This is a genomic window from Variovorax sp. LjRoot175 (genome assembly GCF_964253805.1).
In the GTDB taxonomy this organism is placed as follows: Bacteria; Pseudomonadota; Gammaproteobacteria; order Burkholderiales; family Burkholderiaceae_C; genus Variovorax.
Genome location: NZ_CAXURY020000001.1, coordinates 1,000,970 through 1,026,053, shown reverse-complemented (window position 1 = coordinate 1,026,053; position 25,084 = coordinate 1,000,970). Strand labels below are relative to the sequence as shown.

Genomic DNA, 25,084 nt, shown 5'->3' with positions numbered 1-25,084 from the left:
GCGAACGGGTCAGGAGCTGAACAGGAAGTTCATCACATCCCCGTCCTTGACCACGTACTCCTTGCCTTCCGCCCGCATCTTCCCGGCATCCTTCGACCCCTGCTCGCCCTTGAAGGCGATGAAGTCGTTGAAGGCGATGGTCTGGGCGCGGATGTAGCCCTTCTCGAAATCGGTGTGGATCACGCCGGCCGCCTGCGGGCCGGTGTCGCCGACGTGGATGGTCCACGCGCGCACTTCCTTCACGCCGGCGGTGAAGTAGGTCTGCAGGCCCAGCAGCGTGTAAGCCGCGCGGATCAGGCGATTGAGGCCCGGCTCTTCCTGGCCGATCTCGGCAAGGAACATCTTCTTGTCTTCCTCGTCCATGTCGGCCAGCTCGGCTTCGATCTTGGCGCAGATGGCGACCACGGGCGCGTTCTGCGCGGCGGCGTATTCGCGCAGCCGGTCGAGGAAGGGGTTGTTCTCGAAGCCGTCCTCGGCCACGTTGCCGACGAACATCGCGGGCTTGGCGGTGATCAGCGAGAACTGCTTGATCAAGGGCTTGTCTTCCTTGCTGAACTCGATCGCGCGCACCGGCTTGTTCTCGTTCAGCGCGGCCTGGCATTTCTCCAGCAGCGCGACCAGCTTGATCGCCTCCTTGTCGCCCGAGCGCGCGGTCTTGGTGTGGCGGTGCAGCGCCTTCTCGACCGTGGCCAGGTCGGCCAGGCACAGCTCGGTCTGGATCACCTCGATGTCGGAGATGGGGTCGACCTTGCCCGCAACGTGGATCACGTTGTCGTCCTCGAAGCAGCGCACCACATTGACGATGGCGTCGGTTTCGCGGATGTGCGCGAGGAACTGGTTGCCCAGGCCTTCGCCCTTGCTGGCGCCGGCCACCAGGCCCGCGATGTCGACGAACTCGACGATGGCCGGCACGATGCGCTCGGGCTTCACGATCTCGCTCAACTGGGCGAGCCGCGGATCGGGCACTTCGACCACGCCGACGTTCGGCTCGATGGTGCAGAAAGGATAGTTCTCGGCCGCGATGCCTGCCTTGGTCAGCGCGTTGAAAAGGGTGGACTTGCCGACGTTGGGCAGGCCGACGATGCCGCACTGGAGACTCATGGCGGGGCTTTCAGAATGCTTTGGGGAACCGGGGATTTTAGGCGCCCGGCCTCGCTTCAGTCGAAGCGCAGGTTTGCGACTACCGTCTGGCCGCGCTTCAGCATGTGCTCCACGCCCTGCAGCACGATCGCATTCATGCCGAAGGTGATGGCGCCGTCGACGCGGGCGTCGGCGCGGTAGGTCCGCAGCATGTCGCCCACTTCGGGGCTGCTTTCGGCCGTGGCCGGGTCGATGTCGGGGATCGAGCAGCGCGAGCAGGGCTTCACCGGTCGAAGTTGCGCCTCGCCCTCGGCGGTCGCGATGTACAGCGTGTCGACGCGGTCCTCGTCGTGCGCCTCGATGCCGGCGAGCACGACGTTGGGGCGGAAGCGCTCGATCCCGACGGCGCCGTGGCCGGCCGCGGCCAGCCGCGCGTTGAGCTCGGCCAGCGAGCCCTCGCTGACCACCAGCAGCGGATAGCCGTCGGCGAACTGGTTGGGTGCCTCGACATCGCCGGTCCATTGGAGGCTCGACAGCCGCTGGTGCTCGGGATCGAAGCGCACCAAGCGCAGCTTCTGCGGCCGGCCCGGCTGCGAGAGGAAGTCGCTGAACCATTGGGCCGCGATGTCGCCCATGTCGTAGGCCGGCACCTCGTCCTTCCACACGCGCACGCGCACCGGCGCTTCGACGCGGTCGAAGGCGATGTGCAGCGCCAGCATGCCGGGTGCGCGCAGCACCATCTCGGAATGCTTCATCTGCGGCCGGATCAGCGCCATGCGCGGCAGCTGGCGCTGGGTGACGAACTCGCCGTTCTCGTCGACCACCATCCAGGCGCGGTCGAACTCCAGGCCGGTCTCGATCAGCAGCGCCTCGGGGAGCTCGACGCCGGCGCAGGACTTGATCGGGTAGACGAACAGGCGGGCGATGGTGGCTTGGAGGTCGAAGTCGGAGGCAGTCACGTGGAGGTCCTTGGGCTGAAGCCGGTGATTGTCCCGCACGACGCCCGCCGGGAAAGGCAGGCTCCTACAATGCTCCGATGGCTCTTCCACCCGAGGTTTGCATTCGCGGCGCCGGCATCGTCGGCCGCACGCTCGCGCTGCTTTTGGCGCGCGAACGCGTTCGCGTGGCGCTGGTGGCGCCGGCCGCGGCCCCCGCGGGGCAGGATGTGCGCGCCTACGCGCTCAATGCGGCCTCGAAGGCGCTGCTCGAATCGCTGCGCGGCTGGCCCGATGCGGCGCATGCCACGCCGGTGCGCGAGATGCTGGTCTACGGCGACGAAGGCGGCCGCGTGCAGTTCCATGCCGCGCGGCAGCAGGTCGAGGCGCTGGCCTGGATCGTCGATGTCCCCGCGCTCGAGCAGCAGTTGAGCGACGCGGTGCGCTTCCAGCCGCGCATCGAGATCGTCGCCGAGCCCGTGGCGGCGCCGCTGACGGTGGTCTGCGAAGGCCGCATCAGCGCCACGCGCGAAACACTGGGCGTGCGCTACGAAGTGACGCGCTATCCGCAACACGCGATCGCGGCGCGGCTCCAGGCCGAAGAGCCGCACGACGGCGCCGCGCGCCAATGGTTCAACGACAAGGGCGAAGTGTTCGCGCTGCTGCCGCTCGGCGACAGGCAGCTCGCGCTGGTGTGGTCGGTCGACCAGCTGCGCGCGCCGGCCCTGCTGGCACAGACGGCCGACGAGTTCAACACCGCGCTGCACGACGCCAGCCACGGCGCGCTCGGTGCGCTGCGGCTCACCAGCGAGCGCGCGGCCTGGCCGCTGCAGCGCGCCATCGCCGACCGCTGGACCGGCCAGTTCACCGACGGCAGTTCCTGGGCGCTCGCGGGCGATGCCGCGCACACGGTGCATCCGCTTGCAGGCCAGGGCTTGAACCTGGGTCTGGCCGATGCCGCAGCGTTGGCCAACGTGATCAAGGACCGCGACTACTGGCGCAGCGTGGGCGATGCCCGGCTGCTGCGCCGCTACGAGCGGGCCCGCCGCACCGACGTGCTCTCCATGAGCCTGGCCACCGACGGCCTGCAGCAACTCTTCGCGCACAGCGCCGATCCGTTGCCGGCGCTTCGCAACTGGGGCATGCGCGGCTTCGACCGCACGCGGCTCGTCAAGAACTGGATCGCGAAGCAGGCCATGGGCCTGCACTGAATTCCGCCGGAAGAAACAACACCATGAAATCCGCTCCTGCCCTTTTTGCCGCGCTGACTCTGGTCAGCACCCTGAGCGCCAGCGCCGGCGAGGCCGAGATCCGCCAGAACCTCGCTGCGCGCATTCCGCAGTTCGCGAAGATCGACGAGATCACCAAGTCGCCGATGCCCGGTCTCTACGAGGTGCGCATCAACGGCTTCGAGATCTACTACACCGACGAGCAGGGCAACTACCTGTTGCAGGGCAACCTGATCGACGTGAAGGCGCGCCGCAACCTCACCGAAGAGCGGGTCGAGAAACTCAGCGAGGTCGCTTTCGACAAACTGCCCGTGAAGGATGCCTTCAAGATCGTGCGCGGCAACGGCAAGCGCAAGCTGGCGGTGTTCGAGGATCCGAACTGCGGCTACTGCAAGCAGTTCGAGCGCGACCTGACCAAGGTCGACAACGTGACCATCCATCTCTTTCTCTATCCGGTGCTGGGGCCGGACTCGGTCGTGAAGTCGCGCAACATCTGGTGCGCCAAGGACAAGGCCCGTGCCTGGACCGACTGGATGGTGCGCGGCGTCGCGCCCGAGACCGCCGAATGCGACACCAGCGCGCTCAACCGCAACCGCGAGTTCGGCCAGAAATACAACATCACCGGCACGCCCACGCTGATCTTTAGCAACGGCACGCGCGCGCCGGGCGCGATCCCGGCCGAACAGGTCGAAAAACAACTCGCCGCTGCCAACTGATGGCGGCGCCGGCCATCCACTACCGCGTCGAATGCGCGGACCGCAACGCGCACCTGTTCGCCGTCACGCTGACCATCGAGCGGCCTGTCGCGCAGCAGCGCGTCGCATTGCCGGTCTGGATTCCGGGCAGCTACCTGGTGCGCGAATTTGCAAAGAACCTGCAGCAGTTGCAGGCATCGCAGGGTCGGCGCAAGCGGGCCCCGCAGCAACTCGACAAGCACAGCTGGCAGATCGATTGCGCGCCGGGCAAGCCCCTGGTGCTGCGCTACCAGGTCTGCGCCTACGACAACTCGGTGCGCACCGCGTGGCTCGATCGCGACCGCGGCTTCTTCAATGGAACCAGCCTGTGCCTTCGCGTCGAAGGCCAGACCGATGGGCCGCACGCGATCGAGGTGCTGGCGCCGCCGCTCTTGGCGCCGGGCGAGCGCTGGTCGTGCGCGACGGCGCTGAAGCCCGCCAAGGTCGACCGCCGGGGCTTCGGCAGCTACCTCGCCGCCGACTATGACGAGCTGGCCGACAGCCCGGTCGAGATGGGCATGTTCTGGAGCGCCGAGTTCGAGGCCTGCGGCGTGCCGCATCGCTTCGTGGTCGCAGGCGCGCCCGCTTCTTTCGACGGCGAACGGCTGATCGCCGACACGCGTGCCATCTGCGAGACGCAGATGCGCTTCTGGCACGGCGACAAGGTCGGCAAGCGCGGCGGGTCCAAGCCGCCGCATGACCGCTACGTCTTCATGCTCAACGCGGTGGATGACGGCTACGGCGGCCTCGAGCACCGGCACTCGACGGCGCTGATCTGCACCCGCCGCGACCTGCCCCAGCTCGCCGTCAAGAAACAGCCCGAGGGCTACACCACGCTGCTCGGGCTGATCAGCCACGAGTACTTCCACACCTGGAACGTGAAGCGCCTGCGACCCGCCGAGTTCGCGCGCTACGACTACGGACAGGAGAACTACACCCACCTGCTGTGGCTGTTCGAGGGCTTCACCAGCTACTACGACGACCTGCTGCTGCGCCGCGCCGGCCGCATCGACGACACCGGCTACCTGCGCCTCGTCAACAAGACCATCAACCAAGTGCTGCAGGCGCCGGGCCGGCTGGTGCAGTCGGTGGCCGACGCGAGCTTCGATGCCTGGATCAAGTACTACCGGCAAGACGAGCAGACGGCCAACACCACGATCAGCTACTACACCAAGGGCGCGCTGGTGGCGCTGTGCTTCGACCTCACGCTGCGCGCCGAAGGCAAGGGCTCGCTCGACGAGGTGATGCGGCTCTTGTGGAAGAAAAGCAGCGGCGGACCGATCGACGAAGCCGCCTTCGCCGCCGCGCTCGAAGCCGTTGGTGGGCGCTCCTTCGTCGAGGAGATCGCGAGCTGGGTCCACTCGACCGAGGAACTGCCCCTGGCCGATCTGCTGCGCAGCCACGGCGTCGTCGCGCTCGAAGACCCTGCGCAGCGGGCGCAGGAACTCGGCCTGCGCGTGGCCGAGGCGAACGGCAGCGTGCAAGTCAAGATGGTGCTGCGCGGCGGCGCGGCCGAGCAGGCCGGCTTCTCGGCCAACGACGAATGGATCGGCATCGAGCTCGGCGCCTCCAAGGGCCACAAGGCGCAGGGCTGGCGGCTCGGCAAGCTCGATGACTTGGCGCTTTATCTCGGGCCGCTGAAGAAGATCACGGCACTCGTCGCGCGCGACCGGCGGCTGCTGCGCCTGCCGCTCACGCTGCCTGGCGACGTGACGACCTGGCGCCTCGCCGCGCAGGACCCGGCCAAATTGACGCGCTGGCTCGATCCGCAGTAAGACCTTCCCCTCTGTTCGTTTCAAGGAGACCCGCATGAGCTACGAGAACATCGAAGTCCGCACCGAGGCCGGCAAGGTCGGCATCGTGACGCTGAACCGCCCCAAGGCGCTGAACGCGCTCAACGATGCGCTGATGACCGAGCTCGGCAATGCGCTCAAGGCCTTCGACGCCGACGAGGCGATCGGCTGCATCATCGTCACCGGCAGCGAGCGTGCTTTCGCCGCGGGCGCCGACATCGGCGCCATGGCCAGTTACAGCTTCACCGACGTCTACAAGGGCGACTACATCACGCGCAACTGGGAAACCATCCGCAGCGTGCGCAAGCCGGTGATCGCGGCCGTGAGCGGCTTCGCGCTCGGCGGCGGCTGCGAGCTCGCGATGATGTGCGACTTCATCATCGCGGCCGACAACGCGAAGTTCGGCCAGCCCGAGATCAAGCTCGGCGTGATCCCGGGCGCCGGCGGCACGCAGCGCCTGCCGCGCGCGGTGGGCAAGGCCAAGGCGATGGACATGGCCCTGACCGGCCGCATGATGGACGCCGCCGAGGCCGAGCGCTCCGGGCTGGTGAGCCGCGTCGTGCCCTACGACAAGCTCATGGACGAGGCGCTGGGCGCCGCGTTGGTGATCGCCGACTTCTCGCAGGTCGCGGTGATGGCGGCCAAGGAGTCGGTCAACCGCGCCTTCGAGAGCAGCCTCGCGGACGGCGTGATGTTCGAGCGCCGCCTGTTCCACGCGCTCTTCGCCACTGCCGACCAGAAGGAAGGCATGGACGCCTTCGTGAACAAGCGCAAGGCCGCGTTCAAGCACCAGTAAGGCGGCCTTAGCGCGGCGCTGCCGGCGGCGGCCCGGCCTCGGGTTGCGCTGCGGACTCCGGCGCCTGCACCGCGTTGCGCAGGGCCTCGTTCAAGGCGGCCAGCGCCGGCGCCGACGGCGCGCCGGTGGCCGGCAGCGCACGGCCTTCGCGCCAGCGCACCTGGCCGCGCGCGACTTCGAACACCGCCAGCACCTCGCCGTTGCGTTCGAGCGAGATGCGCCATTCAGGCGTGGACACCAACGGCTGTCCGCCGACCGCCGTGATGGCGGCCGATCCCAGCAGCGCATTGAGATCGAGCGCTTCGGCGCGCGACAGGCTGCGGCTTGCGCCGCCGCGCTGTGCGATCGTGATGCGATTCCATTGCGAAAGCGCCGCGAAGGTGGGCGGCTCCGTCGCCTCGGTTCGCACAGTCGGAGACGCAGGGCGTGCCGCGCGTGCGGCACCGGCCGCATCGCCCGGTGCGACGAGCCCGGCCGGCGGGCTCGCCGGAGGCGCAAAGGCTTGTTTGGCCGCGGCTTCTTCTTCGCGACGGGCTCGGGCGGCGAGGGAATCCCGCGGCGCGGGACGTGCCGCCGCGTCAGCCGAAGGTTCGGCCGGCACGACGGGCGCGGCCGGGGCAGGCGGTGCGGACTGCGCAGCAGGTGCTTGGGGTGTTTCCTTCTTCTTGGACTCGGCTTCATCGGCCTGAGGGCGCGCCAGTGCCGGCGGCGGCGCGGGTGCTGCCGGTGCCTCCAGCACAGGTGCAGGCGGTGCCGATGACGGAACGGAAGCCGATTCGGTCGGCGGCGCAGGCACGGTCGAAGCCGGCGGAGCGGGCACAGCAGGCGCGGCAGGTGCCTCAACGCGCGGCGCCTGCGCAGCGACCATCGCCTCCCCGTCGGGCCGCGCGCCCGGCACCGGCTCGCGCTGCCAGAGCACGGTCACCAGCGTCGCGACCAGCACGGTGGCGAACGCCGCGTTCCATGGCATGCGCGAGCCGCCGCCCAAGCCCACCAGGCGTTGCCACCACGGCCGCGCCTGCGGCTCCCGCGCGTGCGTGATGGAAGCCGGCGCTACGGCGTCGTGCGCCCGCTCCAGGATCGCCTTGCGCAGCCGCCAATGGGGCACCGAAGTGTGGTCCGGTGCATGCGCCAACGCACGCCGCAGGGCGTCGTCTTGAAGATCGTTGTCCGTGCTCATGCCCGAAGCTCCAGCACCGACAGATAGCGCTCCATGCACCCGCGCAGCTTCTTCAAGCCATAGCGCAGCCGGCTGCGAACGGTCTCGAAGCCGACGCCGAGCGTGTCGGCCAGCGCTTCCACCGTGAAGCCGTCTTCGTGGTGCAGCAGGAAGGCGGCGCGCTGTTCGTCCGGCAACTCGTCGAGGCAGGCCAGCAGGCGGCGGCCAGCGGCGCGCCAGAACGCGAGCTCTTCGGCCGATGGGTGCGCGGCAGCGGAAGCCGTGCCGCCATCGCTCAGCAGGCCGCGGCTGAACAGCTGCGCGGCCTCGAGCCCGTCGCCGTCTTCGTCGTGGGCATAGAAGGACACCTCGCGGCCGCTCAGGCGCAGCCGGTCCATCGCCAGGTTGTGCGCGATCGTGAAGGCCCAGGTGCGCCAAGTCGCGCCCTGCGGCGAGAAGCTCTCGCGCGCCGCGATGATGCGCATCCAGGTGTCCTGGAACACCTCGTCGACTTCGGCCGCGAGCCGCACGCCGAGCAGACGCCGGACGAAGCGGAACAGCGCGCTTTCGTGGCGGGCATAGAGCGTGTCGAAGGCGCTTGCGTCGCCGCCTGCGTAGGCGAGCATCAGCTGATCGTCCGGCATGGCGTCGTGGAGGGCGGCGTTCGCAACAGAGGGGGCAAGCATCGGCAGATTTTCACCTCACGTTCTACGGACTGCGCCGCCGTTCGGGGTTAGCACCCCCTCAAAAAATATCGTCGGGACTTAACCCGACCGACGCCGCCCCGCCGTATCAGCCTGCATCCACAACCCGGAGCTGCTGATGACCACCCGCCTTTCCCTCCTTCGACGCCCGCTCGTCGCACTGCTGTGCGCCCAGCTTCTCTTGAGCGCCTGCAGCGCCACCGAACTCGCACTCGGCGCCGCGCGCTGGCCCGCGCCGGCGCCGCAGCCCGAACCCGCGAACTTCCCTTCGCCGCAGTGGCCGGGGAACGTGGTCACGCGCACGGTGCCGAATTTCGAGGCGCCCTCGGCCACCCATTGCGCGAGGCCGGTGCAGACCTACGAGACGCCGGGCCGCACGGGGCAGGACGCACGGCGCGATGAGGCGCCCGCCGTTTACGGCGAGGCCCGCCCATCTCTGAGTCGCGAAGCCAAGTCGAAGCGTAGCGCGCCGGGCGAGGCGGCATCCGATGCCGCGGTCGCCATGCCGGCGCCTGCGGCTCCCGCTGCCGGCGCAACCAGGGAGGCACTGGTCGCCGAAGCCGAGGCGCCGCGCTTTGCACCGCCGGCGCCCAGCGCGCAACCCATTCAACGCCCCCGGCCGCAACAGCAGGTGGTCAGCGCCGGCATGGTCGACGACAACGCCGACTTCTCGGCCTACCTTCAGTTCCGCCAGCGCACCCAGGTGGCGCATCGCGAGCGCGATGTGAGCGAGCGCTACCTGCTACAGGTGCGCAACGCACGCGGCATGGCCGTGCCCGATGCCGAGGTCGCGGTGCAGGCCGCGAACGGCGCCGCCATGTGGGCCCGCACCGACGCGGCCGGCCGCGCCTGGCTGCATCCCAACGCCTTCGATCCCTCGGGCAGCCAGGTGTACGAAGTGGCTGTGCGCAAGTACGGCCAGCAGGGCACGACCTTCCTGCGCCGCGGGCAGAAAAGCGCGGTCGAGCTGGTGCTGAATACGGTCGCTGTCCCGCAGCGCGCGCGCCTGGACCTGGTCTTCCTGATCGATGCCACCGGTTCGATGGGCGACGAGATCGGCAAGCTCAAGAGCACGCTGCGCACCATCGCCAACGAGGTGGCGCAACTGCCGAGCCGGCCCGACACCTGCTTCGGGCTGGTGGCCTACCGCGACCGCGGCGACGCCTTCCTCGTGCGCCGACACGACTTCACCAACGACCTGGGCGCTTTCCAGACGGTGCTCGATGCGCTGCAGGCCGCCGCCGGGGGCGACTACCCCGAGGCGATGAACGAGGCGCTGCACGAGACCGTGCACCGGCTGAGCTGGCGCGGCACCGGCGCAACCCGCCTGGTGGTGCTGCTGGCCGACGCGCCGCCGCACCTCGACTACGGCGGTCCGCAATACGACGACGACATGATGGCCGCGCTCGGCAAGGGCATCAAGGTGTTCAGCGTGGGCGCGAGCGGGCTCGACAAGCAGGGAGAGTACGTGCAGCGCCAGATCGCGCAGTACACCGGTGGGCGCTTCGTATTCCTGACCTACAGGGAGGCAAGCAACCCCGCCAGCGGGCCCGGCCGCGAGACGGTGCACGACGTGAGCAACTATTCGGTGCAGACGCTGGACCGGCTGATCGTGCGGCTGGTGACGGAGGAACTGGCGAAACTCCCGAAGGCCGGCTGAAGGCCGTAGAGCCGGCTATAATCTCGGGCTCGGCTCTTTAGCTCAGTCGGTTAGAGCGATGGAATCATAATCCACAGGTCCGCGGTTCGAGTCCGTGAAGAGCCACCAGTCAATCCGAGGCAAAGCCGGTAAGCGTCCACTCACAGTGCGCTACCGGCTTTTTTCATGTAACTGCCCCTGTAAGCAGATTTGGCCGCTTCCGACGCTCCGGCGCTCTCGCCGCGAATGCGATCGCCTCTCCCGCGCGTGCGTACTGCACGTTTCTCCTCGTGATAGGCTTTCCCGCGCTCGAGAGGGAGGGTCGGTCAATCCCTCCAGCTTTGGACGGCCCGGGCACGCCGCATGCCCCTCGGGCGAAGTCAAGCGCGCCACTGGTCGCCAAGCGCGCTCGAGATCGCGGCCACCAGCTAGAGTCCCGGCTCAGCGCCAGTCTGCTGCAACGTAGCTGCAAAAAAATCGCAGTTCGTCAGTGCAAATGCCGTGTAGACCCGCCCTTGAGCGCACTTATCTGCCAAAATTGTGCATGCTCATTGAATTCTCTGTCGCGAATTTCCGTTCCTTCAGGGAGCGCCAGACGCTCTCCATGGTCGCGGCGCCCCGTCTGAAGAAGGGGGACAACGTCTTCGTAGCCGCGCTCGAAGGCGAACGGATCGAGTTGCTTAAAGCTGCCGTGGTCTACGGCCCCAATGCCTCGGGCAAGAGCAACTTGCTCCGGGCCCTAGCAGTGCTGTCCCGACTCGCCAATCGTGCGCCTTCGGCACATTCATACCCATTGCCTGTCGATCCCTTTTTGTTTGATCGCTCACTCAAGGACGCCCCAAGCGTTTTCGAGATTTCCTTCGTGGGGCGCGATAAGGTTCGTTACGAGTTCGGCTTATCAGCGACCAGATCTCGCGTGATTTCAGAGAAGTTGGTCTACTATCCGCGCGGCAAGGAGAAGCTGCTCTACGCTCGGACCCATGTTGACGAGGTAGACCAATACGAGCTCGGCGAAGCCTTAGAAGGTACACCAGAGATCTTTTCAACTTGGAAGAAGATCACCTCCCCTCAGGTCTTGTTCTTGTCTCAAGTCGTTGCCAATAGCAGCGAAGAATTTGTTCAACTGCGGCACCCGCATTTTTGGCTAACGAAATGCCTATATTCTTTGCTGGATGGCATGGAAGGGCTCGTGCGCTCCACGCGCAACTTGGTAGCTACAGGCACCGGTCATGAAGACGACGTAGCGCAATTCTTACAAGATGTGGATGTTCCCGTAACAAAAATAGCCGTCGAAACAATAGAAATGTCTCTTTTAGGTGCTGACGTAATAGCGACCGGCAATTCTGACGAAGACTTGCCTTTGCTCGAAGCAAAAAGACAGAAGCGGACGCGCATGCTATTGACACATACAACCGATCTTGGCGAAGGCGTTTTGGCCCTGGAAGACGAATCAGAGGGCACCAAAAACTTGATTGGCTTTTGGCTTCCATGGACACTTCGCGCGATCGACCATGACAACTTTAAGCCGCGTGTTATGGTTGTCGATGAGCTTGACAGCAGCCTTCATCCAAAGATCGTCGAGAGCCTGGTTCGGATGCATTTACAGTCAGACGTTCCATCGCAACTTATTTTTACCACGCATGACACGCACTTGATGGACGCGAAGCTATTGCGTCGCGACCAGTTTTGGGTGACAGAAAGAGACGCAAATGGCGCGACGCAGCTAAGATCGATCCACGATTTTGAAGGTCGCGCGAGCGAAGACATTGAAAAGCGATACTACGAAGGGCGTTATCGTGGTTTGCCTTTTGTTAAGAATTGAGTATGGCCACCCCTCGCCGCTCGGGGCCCACGCTTAAAGTCCAACCGCGCGTCCTAATTCTCTGTGAAGACTCGAAATCCAGTCTTGACTACCTTTGCGACGCTGCCAAGAATTTCCGTGCCTATACCGAAGTTGAAATCTATCATCCCGACCGAACTGATCCGATGGGCATCGTGAAGGTTGGAATCGCAAGGCGAAAGACATTTGAAAAAGTCATCTGCGTCATAGATAGAGATAGCCACGCGAATTTCGATGATGCGATGCGCTTGGCCAGTGACCATCTAAAAATGATAGTCTCGTATCCGTGCTATGAATATTGGCTTCTCCTTCACTTCACATACAGTCGGGCTCCTTATGTTCGTACCGGCAACGCATCGGCTGGCGATGTTCTCAGCCGTGCGCTGAGGGAATACGCGGAGCTGGCAAACTACGCAAAGGGAACGACGCAAGGTCTGTTCGCCAGGCTACTACCCCGCTTGCCCGTCGCCCGTCAGCGCTCCGCTCAGGCCCTGAACGAGGCATTAGCAGATCAGGGCGATATGAATCCGAGCACGCGGATGCATGAACTCATAGACCTTTTTGAGAGCTTACAGCGCCCGGCATTGGCTTAAGTCCGGATCACTAAGGAACAGAATTACGTTCGCGCAGTACGGCATCTCGCCAGCTTTCTCCGGCGCTCTCCTGACTGATGTAGCGGGTGCACATTGGCGCTATCAGCCCTTGCGCTTTGCTTTGGCGACCGGGCGCGTCGCATCGGACGATGGGCGCATGCACGTCGCGCAGCGGTTCAACGTGCGGCCGTATTTCTCTGGCGCCATCCGCTCAAGCTCGGAAAGATCGTTCGAGCACAGCTTGATGAACTCGTTGCTGGTGTAGTTCGTCCGCGCCGGGCTGCTGATAAGTTTGTGCGTAGCCCGATCGACCATTGGTATTGGGGGTATCGGGCGTGGATGTCCACGTTGACCACGAACCCGGCAGGATTCGCGCTGACCCAGCCCAAGTAAGCGTCCTCGTCGTTTTCAAAGCGTTGGATCATGCGCCAATTAGTCAGACGACTCGACGAAACACAATGCGAAGGGTATCGCCGTCAAAATCGGCCAACGAACCGACGAAGTCTTCACGAACAGAAAAGGTCTTTTTGATCTTGCTCTCGTCGGCTACGTTGCCAACGAGCGCAGCGTCCTGTTCCGATGTCGGATGCGCGATGACAACCTTGATTGGCAGCCGCGATGCGACGACAGCATGGAGGTGCCGCTCGAACTCACGACGTCCGGGCTCGTTGCCTTGCCAATGCGACAAGGTGTCAACGTAGACAAGCGTACCCTTTTCCGATGCGGGCTTGATCAAGGTCTCATACAAGCTGACGACCAAACTGCCATCAGAACCGAAGGCCGAAACTGACCAGTTGGTGTTGTGCAGCTTGGCGCCGTACTTCGCGAACGCTTCTGTGTAGGTGAGTGGCATTGTGGACGTCTTGAGTTGCGAAGCATTTCGACCCCCTATTCTCGAGTGTGCCGCGACGCAACCGGGTCGGCAAGGCACCGCACTAACGCATGGCCGTGAAGTTCGTCCAGTGTGTGGTCGGCCGAGTCGGGATGGACAACGCAGCCGCCGTCGGTTCGGCGGGTCTGACAAGGTTGCCAAAGCCGAGCCCGAGGCAGACACTGGGGGTCTCTTCCGATCGAACGAGGCAGGAGCGATGAGCGCACCCCGGTACGCAACGATGGCCCGCAAGCACTGGGCGACCTGGCTGCCGAAGAAGGTGGCGGCGCTCAAGGCGGACCACGAACTGGAGCAAGCACTCCAGACGGCGGGGAAACTCGCGCAGGAGCGGGTGGTGGAACTGATGCAGCAAGGGTTCCAGCAGCACGAGGCGGAAGAAGTCGTCCTCAGCGAGTTGATCCTGCTGAAACCGGAACACGGGGCAAACGTGGAGCCATGGGAGCGCGAGAAAGACGCCGCGCTGGAAGCGATGTTCCGCAAGCAGACTGGCTCAACGACGCAGGGAACCAACCGCCTAACTTCGTCTTGAGGGAGCGGGAGCAGCGGGTCATCGTGGCGGACTGCGATCTCGATCGCCTCAGCCCTTCTCGCCGTGCTCGGGGTCACGCGCCACGGGCTTGAAACCGCTGGAGCTGCCGCTGGCAATCGTGTGCAGGAGGCTGGCCAGCGGGTCGACGCGCTGCTGGTTGTCCTTCTCGTAGAGGCCCAGGTGCTTGAAGAGCTTCTCCAGCGCGGCGTCCTTCGAGTTCAGCAGGACCTCGATGCCGAACTTCATCTGCTTGGCGCCGGCATATATGGCCACGGCCTGGGGAGACAGGCCGCGGGTGTCCATGATGACCGTGCGTGCTTGGCCGTCGCCTCCGCATTCCGGGCATTCCGGGTTCGGTCGGCGCAGAGGGTTGAACCCGATTCCGCCCTCTTCCTCGAATTCGGCAGGCATGCCGCCCTTCTTGGCGAATGCCTCGCACTCGTGGTTGTACTCGGCGATGGTGCGCTGCCGGCGGAGTCCTTCGCCGTGACAGTGGCGACAACATCCGACCTTGATCTGCACCAGCTCGCGCACGTCAGCGACGGCGGTGTTCCAGGCCTCGCGGAAGACCTTGTCCGCAGTGATCTGGGTTCGGGATTCCCGGCGGTTCCGAGCCTCTGCGATGGCGGCTTGAATGTACGGTTTTGACAGGCTTTCAGAGCCCATCTGTCGGGATGGCTTTTCGCTGTAGCCGGCCCGAATGGCTGCCTGAGTCGCGTTGAGGTCGATCAGGTATTCGTCTACGAATCGCTGCTGCCTCGGCTCAATGGCGACGAATGGGGGCGCCTTGGCGGTCTTGGCTGCCTTGGGCTTGGTCTTGGCTGGAGCCTTGACTGGCACCTTGGGAGCGGTGGGCTTCTTCGTTGCACGAACGGAAACGCTCGCAGCCTTCTTACGGGGTGCGGGCTTGGTGCTCTTCTTCTTCGGGGGTGGCGGGCTTCTTGCCCGCTGGGGTTGAAGCCATGGCCGGGAGTGTTCCCGGCGGCTCTGGGTGAGGCGAACCCTAGAGGGGGTTTGCGACTGGATGCGGATGGCGCGTTTCGGCCCGTTGTGGGCGTCCTGCCACCTGGACCGCGGGGCTGCAGAGCTGCCGTTCGGAGGGCCGTTGCATGGGTGTGGAGTGATGTGTAGTCAGGCCTGGAATCACCGCACCTCTGGGGGCGTGCAAAATTGGCCCAATGACCCCTCACGAATTTATCGAAAAATGGGGCCCCGGAGGGCCGGCGTACACACTTAATGAACGTGCAGGTGCCCAACCGCATTTCATGGATCTTTGCGCCCTTCTGGACGTCCCGACGCCCGGGGATGCTGACAACTACTGCTTTGAGCGCGGCGTCACCAAGACTGGTACCGGTCAGGGTTTCGCTGACGTCTGGAAGCGCGGTTGCTTCGCTCTGGAGTACAAGGCGCCAGGAAAGAGCCTAGAAGTGGCGCTGCGGCAGCTGATGATGTACACGCTGCCACTGGACAACCCGCCGCTGCTGCTGGTCAGCGACAGGCTCCGGATCGAGATCCACACGCACTTCACGGGCACCCCCAGTGAAAAGCACGTCATCCTCCTAGAGGATCTGACGAGGCCAGAGGTGCAGGAAAAGCTCCGCTGGATTTTCAGATCACCGGACCGGTTCAAGCCAGCACGAACAAACCAGCAGATCACTGAGGAGGCGGCCAGAGCATTCGCGGGCACCGCCGACCGGCTGCGCAGCGCAGGCGTGCCTGCTGAAAAGGTTTCGCACTTTCTGACCCAATGTCTGTTCTGCTTCTTCGCCGAGGACGTCTCTTTGCTGCCGTCCAGGCTCTTCGAGCGCCTCGTTGGCGTCCAGATAGCCCCCGACAAGCTGCAGAAGCAACTCGAAAACTTGTTCAAGTCCATGCGGGACGGTGGCTTATTCGGCGTCGATGACATACCCTGGTTCAATGGCGGACTATTCGCCAACATCGAAGTGCCGGCACTGAGCGTCGAGGACGTCAAAGCCCTGCGCACAGCCAGTGGCCTCAACTGGTCCGCGATCGATCCATCCATTTTTGGCACTCTTTTTGAGCGTGGTCTCGACCCCTCAAAGCGTAGCCAGCTCGGCGCCCACTACACGAATCCGGCGACCATCATGCGCCTGGTGGATCCGGTCGTGAAACGCCCCCTAATGACCGAATGGTCCCGAGTCGCGGCCCGGATTGGTGAGCTCATTGAGAAGCGTGACACCCTGCGCGAAGGTGCCAAGCGCATCCTCGACAAGGTCAAGTACGCACGAGCCCGGAGTGCCGCCAACGAGGCTGAGCGTGAAGCTCAGAAGCTGTTCAACGCCTACCTCGAGAAACTCAAGGAGTTCAGAGTCTTGGATCCTGCCTGTGGCAGTGGCAACTTCCTGTACCTATCCTTGAAAGCTCTCAAAGACATCGAGCACGCCATCAATCTTGAGGCCGAGAGCCTGGGCTTGCAGCGCCAGGTCGATGTCACCGGGCCGCACAACGTGCTCGGCATTGAAATCAATGAATTCGCGGCCGAGCTGGCTCGAGTCACCGTTTGGATTGGTGAGCTTCAGTGGCGAGTTCTGCATGGCTACGCATTCAAGACGAACCCGATTCTGGAGCCCCTGGACTGCATTGAGAATCGCGATGCTGTGCTGAATGCCGATGGAACTCAGGCATCTTGGCCGACGGCCAGTGTTGTTGTCGGCAATCCCCCGTTCGTTGGCAACAAGAAGATGAACAAGGAGTTGGGCCTCGTGTACACCAAGGCACTGCGGGATGCCTACCGCAGCACGGTGCCAGGTGGCGTTGACTTCGTATGCTACTGGTTCGACAAGGCTCGCAGGGCCATAGTCAGTGGCGGTCTCGGCGCCGCAGGCCTTGTCTCGACGCAGTCGGTGCGCAACGGCACCAATCGTTCAGTGCTGGATGCCATCAATCAAGACAGCAGAATTTTCGAAGCTTGGTCGAACGAGGAGTGGTGGGACCGCGGGGCGTCAGTTCGGGTCTCGATGACATGTTTCGGGGCCGCAGAGCAGGAGTACCGCCTGGACGGCCGCGAGGTACCGACCATCACCACTGATCTCAAGGGGAGCGCCGATTACGACCTGACGACCGCGGTTCGACTACAAGCAAACCAAGGGGTGGCGTTTCAAGGTCCCGTAAAGGTTGGAGCCTTTGACATCGACGGTGACCTCGCAAGGCTGTGGTTGTTGGAGCCTAACCCCAGCGGGGTTTCCAACTCCGAAGTCCTGAAACCTTGGGCGAACGGAGACGATGTCACGGGAAGAGGTCAAGGGAAGTGGATTATCGACTTTGGCTCAGATATGTCAGTGACCTCCGCGGCGCAATACCTGGCACCGTTCGCTCATGTCGAGAAGTACGTGAAATCAAAGCGACTAGCCCAAGGGCGCGAGGGACGCAAGACCTGGTGGTGGATGCATGGCGAGCGCGTCCCCGGTCTTCGTCGCGAGCTGGCCGGGAAGTCTAGGTATATCGCAACCTCTCGAGTGTCGCGGAACCGCTTCTTTGTCTGGATGCCGATCCAAGTGTGGCCGGACTCTAGGCTGTATGCGATCGCCCGTGATGATGAGGTCACGTTCGGAGTCCTGTCCTCCAGAATTCACGAGGCCTGGAGTCTCGGCAAGGCATCCTCACACGGTGTTGGCAACGATCCTACGTACAACGCTGAGGCTTGTTTCGAAACCTTTCCCTTTCCGCAGGCGGGAGCACACGATGCGGAGATCACTGCGGCGTCTATAGAGCTCAGCCGCCAGCGCGATGCCTGGCTCAACCCGCCCGAGTGGACTGTCAGGGTAGGTGAGGTCGTCCCAGTTGGCATGGCGACGAGCCCGTATCCAGATCGGGTTCTGCCCAAGGGCGGGTTTGAGCAGCAGCTGAAGGCTCGCACGCTGACAGACTTGTACACCGACAAGCCGGCTTGGTTGCGTCAGTTGAACGAGCGCCTGGACGTCGCTGTAGCGAGGGCCTATGGGTGGGACGACTACACCGCTGAAATGTCTGATGACGAAATCCTCATTCGCCTGATGGCTTTGAATCAGGAACGTTCGCAGACAACGGCGATGGCTGGTGCCGGGCTTGTTGCTGTTGTCGAGGCCGACATCACGCAGGTCAGTCAACGGTCGGTCGTTCACTCAACCGACCTTGATGCCCCCTAGCAGCGCCTGCTACGGCCCCCCGAAGCGCGCGAGTTCACTTGGCCCACGCCGCTCGATACATTTGCGGCACGTAGCGGCCTCCCCTGGGGAATACGGTCCTTGGCCGGCGCTTGAAGGGGTATCTGGTCGCCGCCAGGAACCTCACTTCCCTATGACAGAGTGGTGGATTCTGAAAATGTGCCCCCATTTGTGCCCCCAGGCCTCTTACACTGTGCCATGAAACTGACAGGCGCGAAGCTGCGAACCCTCAAGCAGTTGGGTAAACATTCGGACGGTGCCGGTCTCTATCTCGAACTGACGCCTGCCGGCGGGCGCTACTGGCGCATGAAGTACCGTTTTGCCGGCAAGGAGAACCGGTTAGCGTTCGGCGTCTACCCCGAGGTGAGCCTCAAAGAGGCCCGCGAACGGCGTGACTTCGCACGGCAAGCGCTAGACCGCGGCGACGACCCCGGGGCCTTGCGCAAGGCCGCGAAGGCCAAAATCATGCACGAGGCGGCCAACACCTTTGAAACGGTCGCGCGCGACTGGTTAGCCCATCAGGCGGGGCGCTGGGAGTTCGTTACGCTGCAGCGCACCCAGGCTTCTCTCGAAGCCGATATCTTCCCCGTCTTTGGCCACCGTCCGATGGCGAGCATCACGGCGCGGGAGGTAATGCAGGCGGTCAAGAAGATCGAGGAGCGCGGCGCCGGCGAGATGGCCATCCGCGTACTCCAGCGCATCAAGGCCGCGTTTCGCTATGCCGTGACGCATGGGCGTATCGACACCAATCCCATGTTGGACCTCGTGCCGGGGGAGATCCTGAAGCCTCGAAGGGTGACGCATCGTCCAGCGCTCGCCGAGCGGGACCTGCCCGAGTTTCTGGTGAAGCTCGCCGCCTACCGAGGCGACCCGCACACCCTGCATGCTCTGCGCCTGTTGATGCTTACCGCGGTACGGCCCGGCGAGGTGCGCGGCGCCCGCTGGGAAGAGTTCGACCTCGACGCCAATCTGTGGCGAATCCCCGCCGAGCGCATGAAGATGCGCGCCGAGCACGTGGTGCCGCTGTCCCGACAGGCTGTCGAAGTCGTGAAGGCCATGCAGCCCCTTACCGGCCACCGTGGGCTGACCTTCCCAAGCCCGTATTACCCCAGCAAGTCCCTTAGCGAGAACACCCTTAACAGCGCGCTCGCCCGCATGGGCTACAAGGGCGAGGCCACCGCTCACGGATTCCGCGCTCTCTTCTCGACCATCGCCAATGAGGCCGGCTGGAGCCCGGAAGTAATCGAGCGCCAGCTCGCTCACGTTGAGCGCAACCAGGTGCGAGCTGCCTACAACCGGTCGACGTACGTCCAGGACCGGACGAAGTTGATGCAGTGGTGGGCAGATCGCTTAGAAGCCGGAAGTCAAAACCACGCTCCTTAGCGGACGCCCGCGCCGTGGGCTCCTCTGCCGATGAAGTAGTAGCAACGGCTTCCGAGTGAACGCCCGGACGATTGTTTGCCAGGCGCTTGGGTAGTGCGGAGCCAGTGATGGAGGCGCAGCTGGCGCACGCCGTCAAGGAAAACCTGGGCCCAGCCTGCAACCGTACTGAGTTTCAGGCAGAGCGAGTGATAGTTGCCGCGCAGGCTGCCTATCTGCAGAAAATATCAACATAGCAGCATCCTCATATTCGGACTATGCCTTTTCCGCCGATTGAATGGCTGCATTGATGTGCGAATTCAAGTACTCCGTTTAACGACTCTGGCCTACACAAAGAGTGCACATGGCCATACGAATGCTGCTATCCTGAAAAAGTGAAGGAAAAGTACATTTCCGTCGACGTAGAAACCGCCGGACCAATCCCCGGAGAATATAGCTTACTCACGATTGGGGCCTGCCTGATTGAAGCGCCTGAGCGTAGTTTTAAATGTGCTCTTAAGCCATTGAGCAGAAATGCAGTTCCGGAGGCTCTGGAAGTTACTGGGCTCTCTCTGGACGAGCTAGAAGCACAAGGGGTTGCTCCTGTGGAGGCGATGCGAAGTTTTGGGGAGTGGGTGGAGCAAGTGTGCGCCGGCAGTTACACACCTGTCTTGGTGGGATTAAATGCGCCGTTTGATTGGTCTTTTGTGAATTTTTATTTCCACAAATTCCTAGGGCAAAATCCGTTTGGTATTTCGGCGCTTGATTTAAAGGCACTCTATATGGGTGCTACCGGCTGTAGTTGGACCGAGACCACAGCAAAACACATGGCAAAGCGACTTCGGCCACAGCTTCGCGGCACTCACGATGCCCTAGACGATGCGCTCTTTCAAGCTGAATTATTCTCACTAATTCGCAGCATCAAGTGATATAGGGCATATGCTTGGTTCTTAGTCGTGTTTAAGCCGCTGCAATCTCACATGATTGTCGACGCTCTAGGAAGCGCCAAAGAACCAAATCAACCACTCGGACGGGATCTCCGCTTTCTCCCGAGATTGTGGTGCACATGGCATCAACGCTTCCAAAACCGAATCGCTCTTTTAATTTGACTAAATGTCTATCAGGTTTTGCCACATCAAAGCCGAGATTTTTGGCCAAATGAACTGCAGTTATTGGTCCGATATATGGAAGCCTCTGCAGCTCTATAGTTGGGCTTTCAGATGTTCTTGACCAAAAATGTTCAAACCCCTCAGTCGAGATTATCTGTGCAACAGCAGCTACCGCTTCATGTTTGCGTCGATTCGCTAGTGCATGCATGGCGGTAACTATGCACTGCTCCCTGTTGCCCGCAATCATCTCGGCGGCTTGCCAGTCATAAAAGCACAAAGAGATGTAGTTGAAGCGTCGCCGGACGATAGCCTCCTTAAAGCCCGAGCAGTAGATCACCCATGCGGCTTCCCGAAGAAAATCACACTCCTTGATCCCAATTGGGTTCTGTGTGATTTGCCACTCAATCTCGGCGGAATAACCCAACGCAATGACACGATCCTTGGCGGATGCGTAAAACTCAGTGGGACTGATCATTGTCTTCTTTACTTGAGCTTCTCAGCGACGCATTGTCGCGCCAGCGAAGAACCAATCGCAGCAGGAGTAAATTCGTGCCCGGATACTCATCGAGGTGCTTGCTGATCTTTATCTTCAATTGGTGTCTTTGCTTCATTTTCAAGAAGTCCGACTCAGGAATGGGCATTAGCGGCTCTGTTATCGCCTGATACCGATCTAACGCCGCTTCAATCTTGTGAATGTCTGGCGAATTGAGAAGCGGCCGAAGCTCCTTGACATAAGTGCTCAGAACGGACATTGCTTGATGAAAACTGTTGGCGCGCTCCTTCCAGTTTACTTGCAATTGTATAAGAGATAAAGCGAATGCGCCAACAGAAAGCACGCCGAGCCAGATCTCTTTGGAAGCTCCATGGGGAGTAAGTCTTTCGGCAATCGTCGGTTCTACCCAAATCATCGCGGTAAGCCATGCCGAAATTAGCAGAATGGTCAAATCTAGCAAAGTTGATCGACGCTTGTAGCGATCGCGAAGTATTGCATATGCCGTGCAAGATTGATCGCTGACACGTATCGTGCGCAATAGATCCGCGACTACTTTATCGTCAAATTTTAAATCACTCATCGAATAAATCGCGCCACCGATCTCTCGATTTCGCTGCACTTGCATTCATCATGCGTTGGTGCATTCTCAATAGTAGGTGGCTCATGCCCACGCGGGCTGAGCTCATCGCCGGCCCCAGATATTGATCAACATGGACGGACTGTCCCGTACGATCAGCCACAGGATTTAAAACCAACTCGCTGGCTCGTTTAAAAAAGTATGGGAGCATCCGTACCGTGGTTCGTTCCTCTTTGTAATCCCGAAAAGCGGCCACCCCTAGCGCCTCAATATGGTATCCCGACAGGCGCGCGCTTTCCGGCAGTACTGCATTTATCGCTTTTGCAAGTTTTAGTGTAGGTATCAGTTTTCCAGCGCACTCGTTATTACGTTTCGTCAGGCCGTCTCTGAATTGCTTGGGGTCAATGCTCGACCATTTGTCCGCTTCCCACGCAGGCACGCGCAATTTCTCGCCATCTCGAATAGATGGCACAAGCTGAATTTCAGTGCCATCTTTGTAGGACACAGTAATGGCGACAGTGCCTCTACTAATTTTGGCTTCCGATTCAAGTTTATCTTCAAGGGCATTCGCGACTTTTTCTAGAACGGCGCGTGGTGAGGCATCGGTTAAGTCTCCTTCGACAACAAGCATCGCATCTACATCGCTGAGTCCGTCAACGTAAGTGTGCTTTGCGACCGAGCCGCCAAACATAGTGTCGAATGAAGAGTCCGCATCAATATTATCGTGAAGGACATCCTTAATTGCTTCTAGTCGCTCATTGGTTTGGTCTGAGTTTCTTGCATTGAAGCGCGATAGAAGATCTGCAAACTCTTCGGAAAGCTCGGTTTCAAATTGCAATGCACTCGTTTCGGCATCTTTGCGAAGCTGCTCCGCAAAATCTGAGGGGGTCCTTCCCGAACCCGCTCTTCCAAAAGACCCGCTTGATCCGCCCATTACCGTCTCCCGTTATGAGTCCGCATGTAGCTCTTTAAGAGCTTTTTCAAAGAATGATCCCATTTTCTCTCCAAATACGGAGAAGCTGTTCTCTTTTATGAAACGCTTCATCGATATCTGTAAGTTTGAGATTGCCTGGTAGTTCTCTGCCCAAACGCGAGGATCGATATCTTTATCGTTTTGTCGAATGCCGTACTTAAGCGCGGAAGCGTTTTTTCCGTAGACGGCTTGATCTCCAATGTAAGCGTATCTGAGCCATGTCAGTCCGTCAAAAATATCTGCTCCTGCCAAGAAATACAACGGCGTAGAAACTTGGTCTAGGCTTCCAAAGATGTGAATAGGCGTATGAAGTCCGATCGCCGTGAGTGCTTGTCGGACTTCCGATATCTTTTTCATCCTATCGAAAATGCTGTACCCCAATTCCTTCTCGGTGAAGCCAATTACATCGAAATCATGGAGTTCGCGGATCGACGAAATAACGCTGGGTATGTCCACCCTCTCCGCCGTGTTGGTTGAGGGCTTTATCAGTAGTTCCTTCCCCAATGTACGGCCTTTGAATAGCTCTTTCGCTCGCGCGATCTGATTGACGACAGTGTCGCGCTCGCGTGGGTGGTCATAGCTAACGGCAATAGTCTGCTGCGGAGCTTTCCAAGAATCTAGTACGTCTTTCAGCTCCTCGATAGACCAAGCGCTTTCGGTGTAGGTGTTCATTCGCGTGTCAGAAAGCTCGGTGTCTTTTGAGCATTCGTATCCGCCACTGTCAAGGAAGAAATATAAGGGAAACGTCGGGATATTCGTTATAAAACCCCGGGCGACGTCATAAGCACTTATGAGTGTTGATTCAGTGATGGTTTGAGAGAGTGTGTCGATTATTTTTCCGACCTCCGGGAACCCTTTGCTTGAAAACGAGGGGACCAGTACCGGGGTTTTTGCGACGTGAATGCCATTCGCTCTTATTTCTCTTATTGCACTTAGCACGCCAAAGCCTTTCTGTCCTTGCAGGAATGACAAGAGCCGCAACCCCCAGCGACCGCACGCTGACAGCTATGGGTTAATTGAAAATTCAACCCAATGGAGCGCGCAGTCTCTACGATCTGAGGTTTCGTGTATTCACGCAAGGGTGCGATTAGTCGGACCCGTGAGTCGGTATGCTCCGCGACCATCCGCGCCGTATCCTTAAAGAAGGATTGCGAGCAGTCGTAAAAAGGAGTGCCAGAGTGGATGCCGATGCAGATCAGGCTCTCTGCCGGCGATAGGTGCATCAATGCCAAAAATATCAACGCGGCATTTCGCCCTTGAATTTCGGCTGCAGTGAAGGCGATTCCACTGTGCACTTTGATTTGCTGTGCTGTCGCCCCCAAGCGGGCTGCAGTTTTTCGAACGGCCTCCCACTCTAGCTCGCGTGCGGCTTGACCGAAATCTACATGGAGTGCTCGAAATTCACGCCCCTCTTTCCGGAGGAGATGCATGCATAGCGTGGAGTCAATTCCCCCTCCGGCGAGTACTACAACCGAGGGAGGCTTTTCCGAGGTGGCTTGGATCATCGATCCTCCGATGTATGGGGCATATTACTTGTTTGTTGTAACAAATGCGAGGAGCTACTCAAGGTGCGAAATCGATATTCCCCTCACTTAGGTTAGAAGTCCTGAGGTTAGCGCTTAGAGCGCGCTTCCGGTTCGCCTTGGAGATCACGGGCAAATGGGCTGATCTTGAAGTGGCGGTGCGTGAGAGGGAGCCGCATCTCCTATTGAATTTGGCGACAGCAACAGGTTGTAGATGGTCATAGCTCGGCATGCGAGGGGGTTTCTCCTCTCTTGTTGAAGAGCCGACTGGCGCCCCCTCAGCGCGCTATCGGGACCCCGCCCCGCCCCCGCTCTAAATGCCCCTCTTTCGACGGCACCGTCGGGAGGTCGCCCCGCCAACACGGATGCGGCCTCACGCCGCCTTCCGGCCCCGCGGGCGCCGACGCGATCCGACGAGATGCGCACCTCCTGCACTGTCTCGATCCGGATGGCTCGTGACGTAACGCCCAACAAAAGGGGCACCTGCGCGTTGCAGGCGCCCTCTGGCAGCCAGGCGATCGCCGCTGGCCGCGCTTACGTCACTGCCTGGCTGCGTCCGAGGCGTTCGCCTCCAATGCCTGAATCTTGCGCATATGACTCGCGGCAACGAGCGATACGAAGTTTCGATCGGCAAACGCGCCGAGATCGAGCGCGCCCAGCTCGGCGACCAGGGGCATGCGTTGGGCCTCCGGCAAGGTCGCTGCCAAGGCCAGCAGTTCCTTCCAAACGAAGGCCGAACGATTATTGACCGGGTCGCCGGCCAGCGCCTCAACAGCAGGCTCGCCGGGCACATGCATCGCCAGGGCCACTGCGCGTGCCATGGCCTCCCCGCACTCGGCGAGCGCCTGGTAGACCTGCATCCGCGCGTGTGCAGCGCATGCCTGGCCGTACATCGCTTCGTATAGACGGGCAGCATTGGATGCCGCGATCCTCGGCTCGATAGCTTCGGCCTCGCACTCCGCCA

At 61.7% G+C, this 25,084-nt stretch carries 24 protein-coding genes and 1 tRNA gene; 12 read left to right on the top strand and 13 right to left on the bottom strand.

Annotated features, from left to right (window positions below; all coding sequences use genetic code 11):
• Positions 1-9: 9 nt before the first annotated feature.
• Entirely contained in the window at positions 10-1,101 is a 1,092-nt protein-coding gene (gene ychF, locus ACSQ89_RS05155) for a redox-regulated ATPase YchF (RefSeq protein ID WP_093109548.1), read from the bottom strand.
• A 56-nt stretch (positions 1,102-1,157) separates the two neighbouring features.
• Positions 1,158-2,039, bottom strand: a complete 882-nt coding sequence (locus ACSQ89_RS05150; RefSeq protein WP_436293761.1) for an MOSC domain-containing protein — start codon at positions 2,037-2,039, stop codon at positions 1,158-1,160.
• Positions 2,040-2,116: 77 nt separating this feature from the next.
• On the opposite strand from ACSQ89_RS05150, the gene ACSQ89_RS05145 reads away from it, so the two are divergent.
• From ACSQ89_RS05145 to ACSQ89_RS05130, 4 genes are read left to right on the top strand one after another with little or no spacing between them, the layout of a single operon-like run.
• Positions 2,117-3,226: an FAD-dependent monooxygenase gene (locus ACSQ89_RS05145; protein WP_436293762.1), complete on the top strand. Its 1,110-nt coding sequence runs from the start codon at positions 2,117-2,119 to the stop codon at positions 3,224-3,226.
• A 23-nt stretch (positions 3,227-3,249) separates the two neighbouring features.
• Positions 3,250-3,960: a DsbC family protein gene (locus tag ACSQ89_RS05140; protein ID WP_093109545.1), complete on the top strand. Its 711-nt coding sequence runs from the start codon at positions 3,250-3,252 to the stop codon at positions 3,958-3,960.
• Positions 3,960-5,753 (top strand): M61 family metallopeptidase, encoded by a 1,794-nt coding sequence (locus ACSQ89_RS05135; RefSeq protein WP_436293763.1) that lies wholly within the window; start codon positions 3,960-3,962, stop codon positions 5,751-5,753. The genes ACSQ89_RS05140 and ACSQ89_RS05135 overlap by 1 nt, the downstream gene beginning before the upstream one ends.
• A gap of 34 nt (positions 5,754-5,787) precedes the next feature.
• Positions 5,788-6,567, top strand: coding sequence for an enoyl-CoA hydratase (locus ACSQ89_RS05130; protein ID WP_436293764.1), 780 nt, complete (start codon positions 5,788-5,790; stop codon positions 6,565-6,567).
• 7 nt (positions 6,568-6,574) lie between these two features.
• On the opposite strand, the gene ACSQ89_RS05125 is transcribed toward ACSQ89_RS05130, so the two are convergent.
• A complete protein-coding gene (locus ACSQ89_RS05125; RefSeq protein WP_436293765.1) occupies positions 6,575-7,747 on the bottom strand; it encodes a hypothetical protein in 1,173 nt (390 codons plus the stop codon).
• Positions 7,744-8,412, bottom strand: a complete 669-nt coding sequence (locus ACSQ89_RS05120) for a sigma-70 family RNA polymerase sigma factor (protein ID WP_093109541.1) — start codon at positions 8,410-8,412, stop codon at positions 7,744-7,746. Before ACSQ89_RS05120 ends, ACSQ89_RS05125 begins: the two co-directional genes overlap by 4 nt.
• 136 nt (positions 8,413-8,548) lie before the next feature.
• On the opposite strand from ACSQ89_RS05120, the gene ACSQ89_RS05115 reads away from it, so the two are divergent.
• From ACSQ89_RS05115 to ACSQ89_RS05100, 4 genes are all read left to right on the top strand, one after another.
• The gene (locus ACSQ89_RS05115; protein WP_436293766.1) at positions 8,549-10,090 is read left to right on the top strand and encodes a VWA domain-containing protein; all 1,542 of its coding nucleotides are present in this window, start codon (positions 8,549-8,551) and stop codon (positions 10,088-10,090) included.
• A gap of 31 nt (positions 10,091-10,121) precedes the next feature.
• Positions 10,122-10,198, top strand: a tRNA-Met gene (locus ACSQ89_RS05110).
• A 415-nt stretch (positions 10,199-10,613) separates the two neighbouring features.
• The gene (locus tag ACSQ89_RS05105; protein WP_436296134.1) at positions 10,614-11,891 is read left to right on the top strand and encodes an AAA family ATPase; all 1,278 of its coding nucleotides are present in this window, start codon (positions 10,614-10,616) and stop codon (positions 11,889-11,891) included.
• Positions 11,892-11,893: 2 nt separating this feature from the next.
• Positions 11,894-12,502 carry an RloB family protein gene (locus ACSQ89_RS05100; protein ID WP_436296133.1) on the top strand — a complete coding sequence of 203 codons (609 nt, stop codon included), beginning with the start codon at positions 11,894-11,896 and terminating at the stop codon, positions 12,500-12,502.
• A 102-nt stretch (positions 12,503-12,604) separates the two neighbouring features.
• Here ACSQ89_RS05100 and ACSQ89_RS05095 read toward each other — a convergent pair whose 3' ends face one another.
• A complete protein-coding gene (locus tag ACSQ89_RS05095; protein ID WP_436296132.1) occupies positions 12,605-12,817 on the bottom strand; it encodes a hypothetical protein in 213 nt (70 codons plus the stop codon).
• A gap of 121 nt (positions 12,818-12,938) precedes the next feature.
• Positions 12,939-13,355: a hypothetical protein gene (locus tag ACSQ89_RS05090; RefSeq protein ID WP_436296131.1), complete on the bottom strand. Its 417-nt coding sequence runs from the start codon at positions 13,353-13,355 to the stop codon at positions 12,939-12,941.
• 259 nt (positions 13,356-13,614) lie between these two features.
• Here ACSQ89_RS05090 and ACSQ89_RS05085 point away from each other — a divergent pair, with 259 nt between their 5' ends.
• On the top strand, positions 13,615-13,923 hold the full coding sequence (locus ACSQ89_RS05085) for a hypothetical protein (protein WP_436296130.1): 309 nt from the start codon (positions 13,615-13,617) through the stop codon (positions 13,921-13,923).
• Between the two features lie 48 nt (positions 13,924-13,971).
• On the opposite strand, the gene ACSQ89_RS05080 is transcribed toward ACSQ89_RS05085, so the two are convergent.
• Complete coding sequence (locus ACSQ89_RS05080; protein ID WP_436296129.1) at positions 13,972-14,763, bottom strand: terminase small subunit; 792 nt, start codon at positions 14,761-14,763, stop codon at positions 13,972-13,974.
• Positions 14,764-15,101: 338 nt separating this feature from the next.
• Between ACSQ89_RS05080 and ACSQ89_RS05075 the strand changes: the two genes are divergently transcribed.
• The 3 genes from ACSQ89_RS05075 (at position 15,102) to ACSQ89_RS05065 (ending at position 20,374) form a co-directional block, all read left to right on the top strand.
• Positions 15,102-18,068 (top strand): class I SAM-dependent DNA methyltransferase, encoded by a 2,967-nt coding sequence (locus ACSQ89_RS05075; RefSeq protein WP_436296128.1) that lies wholly within the window; start codon positions 15,102-15,104, stop codon positions 18,066-18,068.
• A 216-nt stretch (positions 18,069-18,284) separates the two neighbouring features.
• Positions 18,285-19,469, top strand: coding sequence for a tyrosine-type recombinase/integrase (locus ACSQ89_RS05070; RefSeq protein WP_436296127.1), 1,185 nt, complete (start codon positions 18,285-18,287; stop codon positions 19,467-19,469).
• A gap of 371 nt (positions 19,470-19,840) precedes the next feature.
• Positions 19,841-20,374 (top strand): 3'-5' exonuclease, encoded by a 534-nt coding sequence (locus ACSQ89_RS05065; RefSeq protein ID WP_436296126.1) that lies wholly within the window; start codon positions 19,841-19,843, stop codon positions 20,372-20,374.
• A 31-nt stretch (positions 20,375-20,405) separates the two neighbouring features.
• On the opposite strand, the gene ACSQ89_RS05060 is transcribed toward ACSQ89_RS05065, so the two are convergent.
• The 6 genes from ACSQ89_RS05060 to ACSQ89_RS05035 form a co-directional block, all read right to left on the bottom strand.
• Positions 20,406-21,029 carry a hypothetical protein gene (locus ACSQ89_RS05060; RefSeq protein WP_436296125.1) on the bottom strand — a complete coding sequence of 208 codons (624 nt, stop codon included), beginning with the start codon at positions 21,027-21,029 and terminating at the stop codon, positions 20,406-20,408.
• Positions 21,013-21,672, bottom strand: a complete 660-nt coding sequence (locus ACSQ89_RS05055) for a hypothetical protein (RefSeq protein WP_436296124.1) — start codon at positions 21,670-21,672, stop codon at positions 21,013-21,015. The genes ACSQ89_RS05060 and ACSQ89_RS05055 overlap by 17 nt, the downstream gene beginning before the upstream one ends.
• On the bottom strand, positions 21,620-22,558 hold the full coding sequence (locus ACSQ89_RS05050; protein ID WP_436296123.1) for a CBASS oligonucleotide cyclase: 939 nt from the start codon (positions 22,556-22,558) through the stop codon (positions 21,620-21,622). Before ACSQ89_RS05050 ends, ACSQ89_RS05055 begins: the two co-directional genes overlap by 53 nt.
• A gap of 12 nt (positions 22,559-22,570) precedes the next feature.
• Entirely contained in the window at positions 22,571-23,569 is a 999-nt protein-coding gene (locus tag ACSQ89_RS05045) for a hypothetical protein (RefSeq protein WP_436296122.1), read from the bottom strand.
• A complete protein-coding gene (locus ACSQ89_RS05040) occupies positions 23,530-24,027 on the bottom strand; it encodes a 7-cyano-7-deazaguanine synthase (protein ID WP_436296615.1) in 498 nt (165 codons plus the stop codon). The genes ACSQ89_RS05045 and ACSQ89_RS05040 overlap by 40 nt, the downstream gene beginning before the upstream one ends.
• Before the next feature lie 632 nt (positions 24,028-24,659).
• Positions 24,660-24,980 carry a hypothetical protein gene (locus ACSQ89_RS05035; RefSeq protein WP_436296121.1) on the bottom strand — a complete coding sequence of 107 codons (321 nt, stop codon included), beginning with the start codon at positions 24,978-24,980 and terminating at the stop codon, positions 24,660-24,662.
• Positions 24,981-25,084: the final 104 nt, after the last annotated feature.

Excerpts from the sequence above, each read along its gene's own strand:
- ACSQ89_RS05105 (WP_436296134.1), top strand. The coding sequence starts at position 10,614 with ATGCTCATTGAATTCTCTGTCGCGAATTTCCGTTCCTTCAGGGAGCGC.
- ACSQ89_RS05125 (WP_436293765.1), bottom strand. The coding sequence starts at position 7,747 with ATGAGCACGGACAACGATCTTCAAGACGACGCCCTGCGGCGTGCGTTG.
- ACSQ89_RS05130 (WP_436293764.1), top strand. The coding sequence starts at position 5,788 with ATGAGCTACGAGAACATCGAAGTCCGCACCGAGGCCGGCAAGGTCGGC.
- ychF (WP_093109548.1), bottom strand. The coding sequence starts at position 1,101 with ATGAGTCTCCAGTGCGGCATCGTCGGCCTGCCCAACGTCGGCAAGTCC.
- ACSQ89_RS05120 (WP_093109541.1), bottom strand. The coding sequence starts at position 8,412 with ATGCTTGCCCCCTCTGTTGCGAACGCCGCCCTCCACGACGCCATGCCG.
- ACSQ89_RS05055 (WP_436296124.1), bottom strand. The coding sequence starts at position 21,672 with ATGCAAGTGCAGCGAAATCGAGAGATCGGTGGCGCGATTTATTCGATG.
- ACSQ89_RS05095 (WP_436296132.1), bottom strand. The coding sequence starts at position 12,817 with ATGGTCGATCGGGCTACGCACAAACTTATCAGCAGCCCGGCGCGGACG.
- ACSQ89_RS05100 (WP_436296133.1), top strand. The coding sequence starts at position 11,894 with ATGGCCACCCCTCGCCGCTCGGGGCCCACGCTTAAAGTCCAACCGCGC.
- ACSQ89_RS05070 (WP_436296127.1), top strand. The coding sequence starts at position 18,285 with ATGAAACTGACAGGCGCGAAGCTGCGAACCCTCAAGCAGTTGGGTAAA.
- ACSQ89_RS05040 (WP_436296615.1), bottom strand. The coding sequence starts at position 24,027 with ATGCATCTCCTCCGGAAAGAGGGGCGTGAATTTCGAGCACTCCATGTA.
- ACSQ89_RS05050 (WP_436296123.1), bottom strand. The coding sequence starts at position 22,558 with ATGGGCGGATCAAGCGGGTCTTTTGGAAGAGCGGGTTCGGGAAGGACC.
- ACSQ89_RS05060 (WP_436296125.1), bottom strand. The coding sequence starts at position 21,029 with ATGATCAGTCCCACTGAGTTTTACGCATCCGCCAAGGATCGTGTCATT.
- ACSQ89_RS05035 (WP_436296121.1), bottom strand. The coding sequence starts at position 24,980 with ATGCAGGTCTACCAGGCGCTCGCCGAGTGCGGGGAGGCCATGGCACGC.
- ACSQ89_RS05135 (WP_436293763.1), top strand. The coding sequence starts at position 3,960 with ATGGCGGCGCCGGCCATCCACTACCGCGTCGAATGCGCGGACCGCAAC.
- ACSQ89_RS05115 (WP_436293766.1), top strand. The coding sequence starts at position 8,549 with ATGACCACCCGCCTTTCCCTCCTTCGACGCCCGCTCGTCGCACTGCTG.
- ACSQ89_RS05140 (WP_093109545.1), top strand. The coding sequence starts at position 3,250 with ATGAAATCCGCTCCTGCCCTTTTTGCCGCGCTGACTCTGGTCAGCACC.
- ACSQ89_RS05145 (WP_436293762.1), top strand. The coding sequence starts at position 2,117 with ATGGCTCTTCCACCCGAGGTTTGCATTCGCGGCGCCGGCATCGTCGGC.
- ACSQ89_RS05085 (WP_436296130.1), top strand. The coding sequence starts at position 13,615 with ATGGCCCGCAAGCACTGGGCGACCTGGCTGCCGAAGAAGGTGGCGGCG.
- ACSQ89_RS05090 (WP_436296131.1), bottom strand. The coding sequence starts at position 13,355 with ATGCCACTCACCTACACAGAAGCGTTCGCGAAGTACGGCGCCAAGCTG.
- ACSQ89_RS05075 (WP_436296128.1), top strand. The coding sequence starts at position 15,102 with ATGACCCCTCACGAATTTATCGAAAAATGGGGCCCCGGAGGGCCGGCG.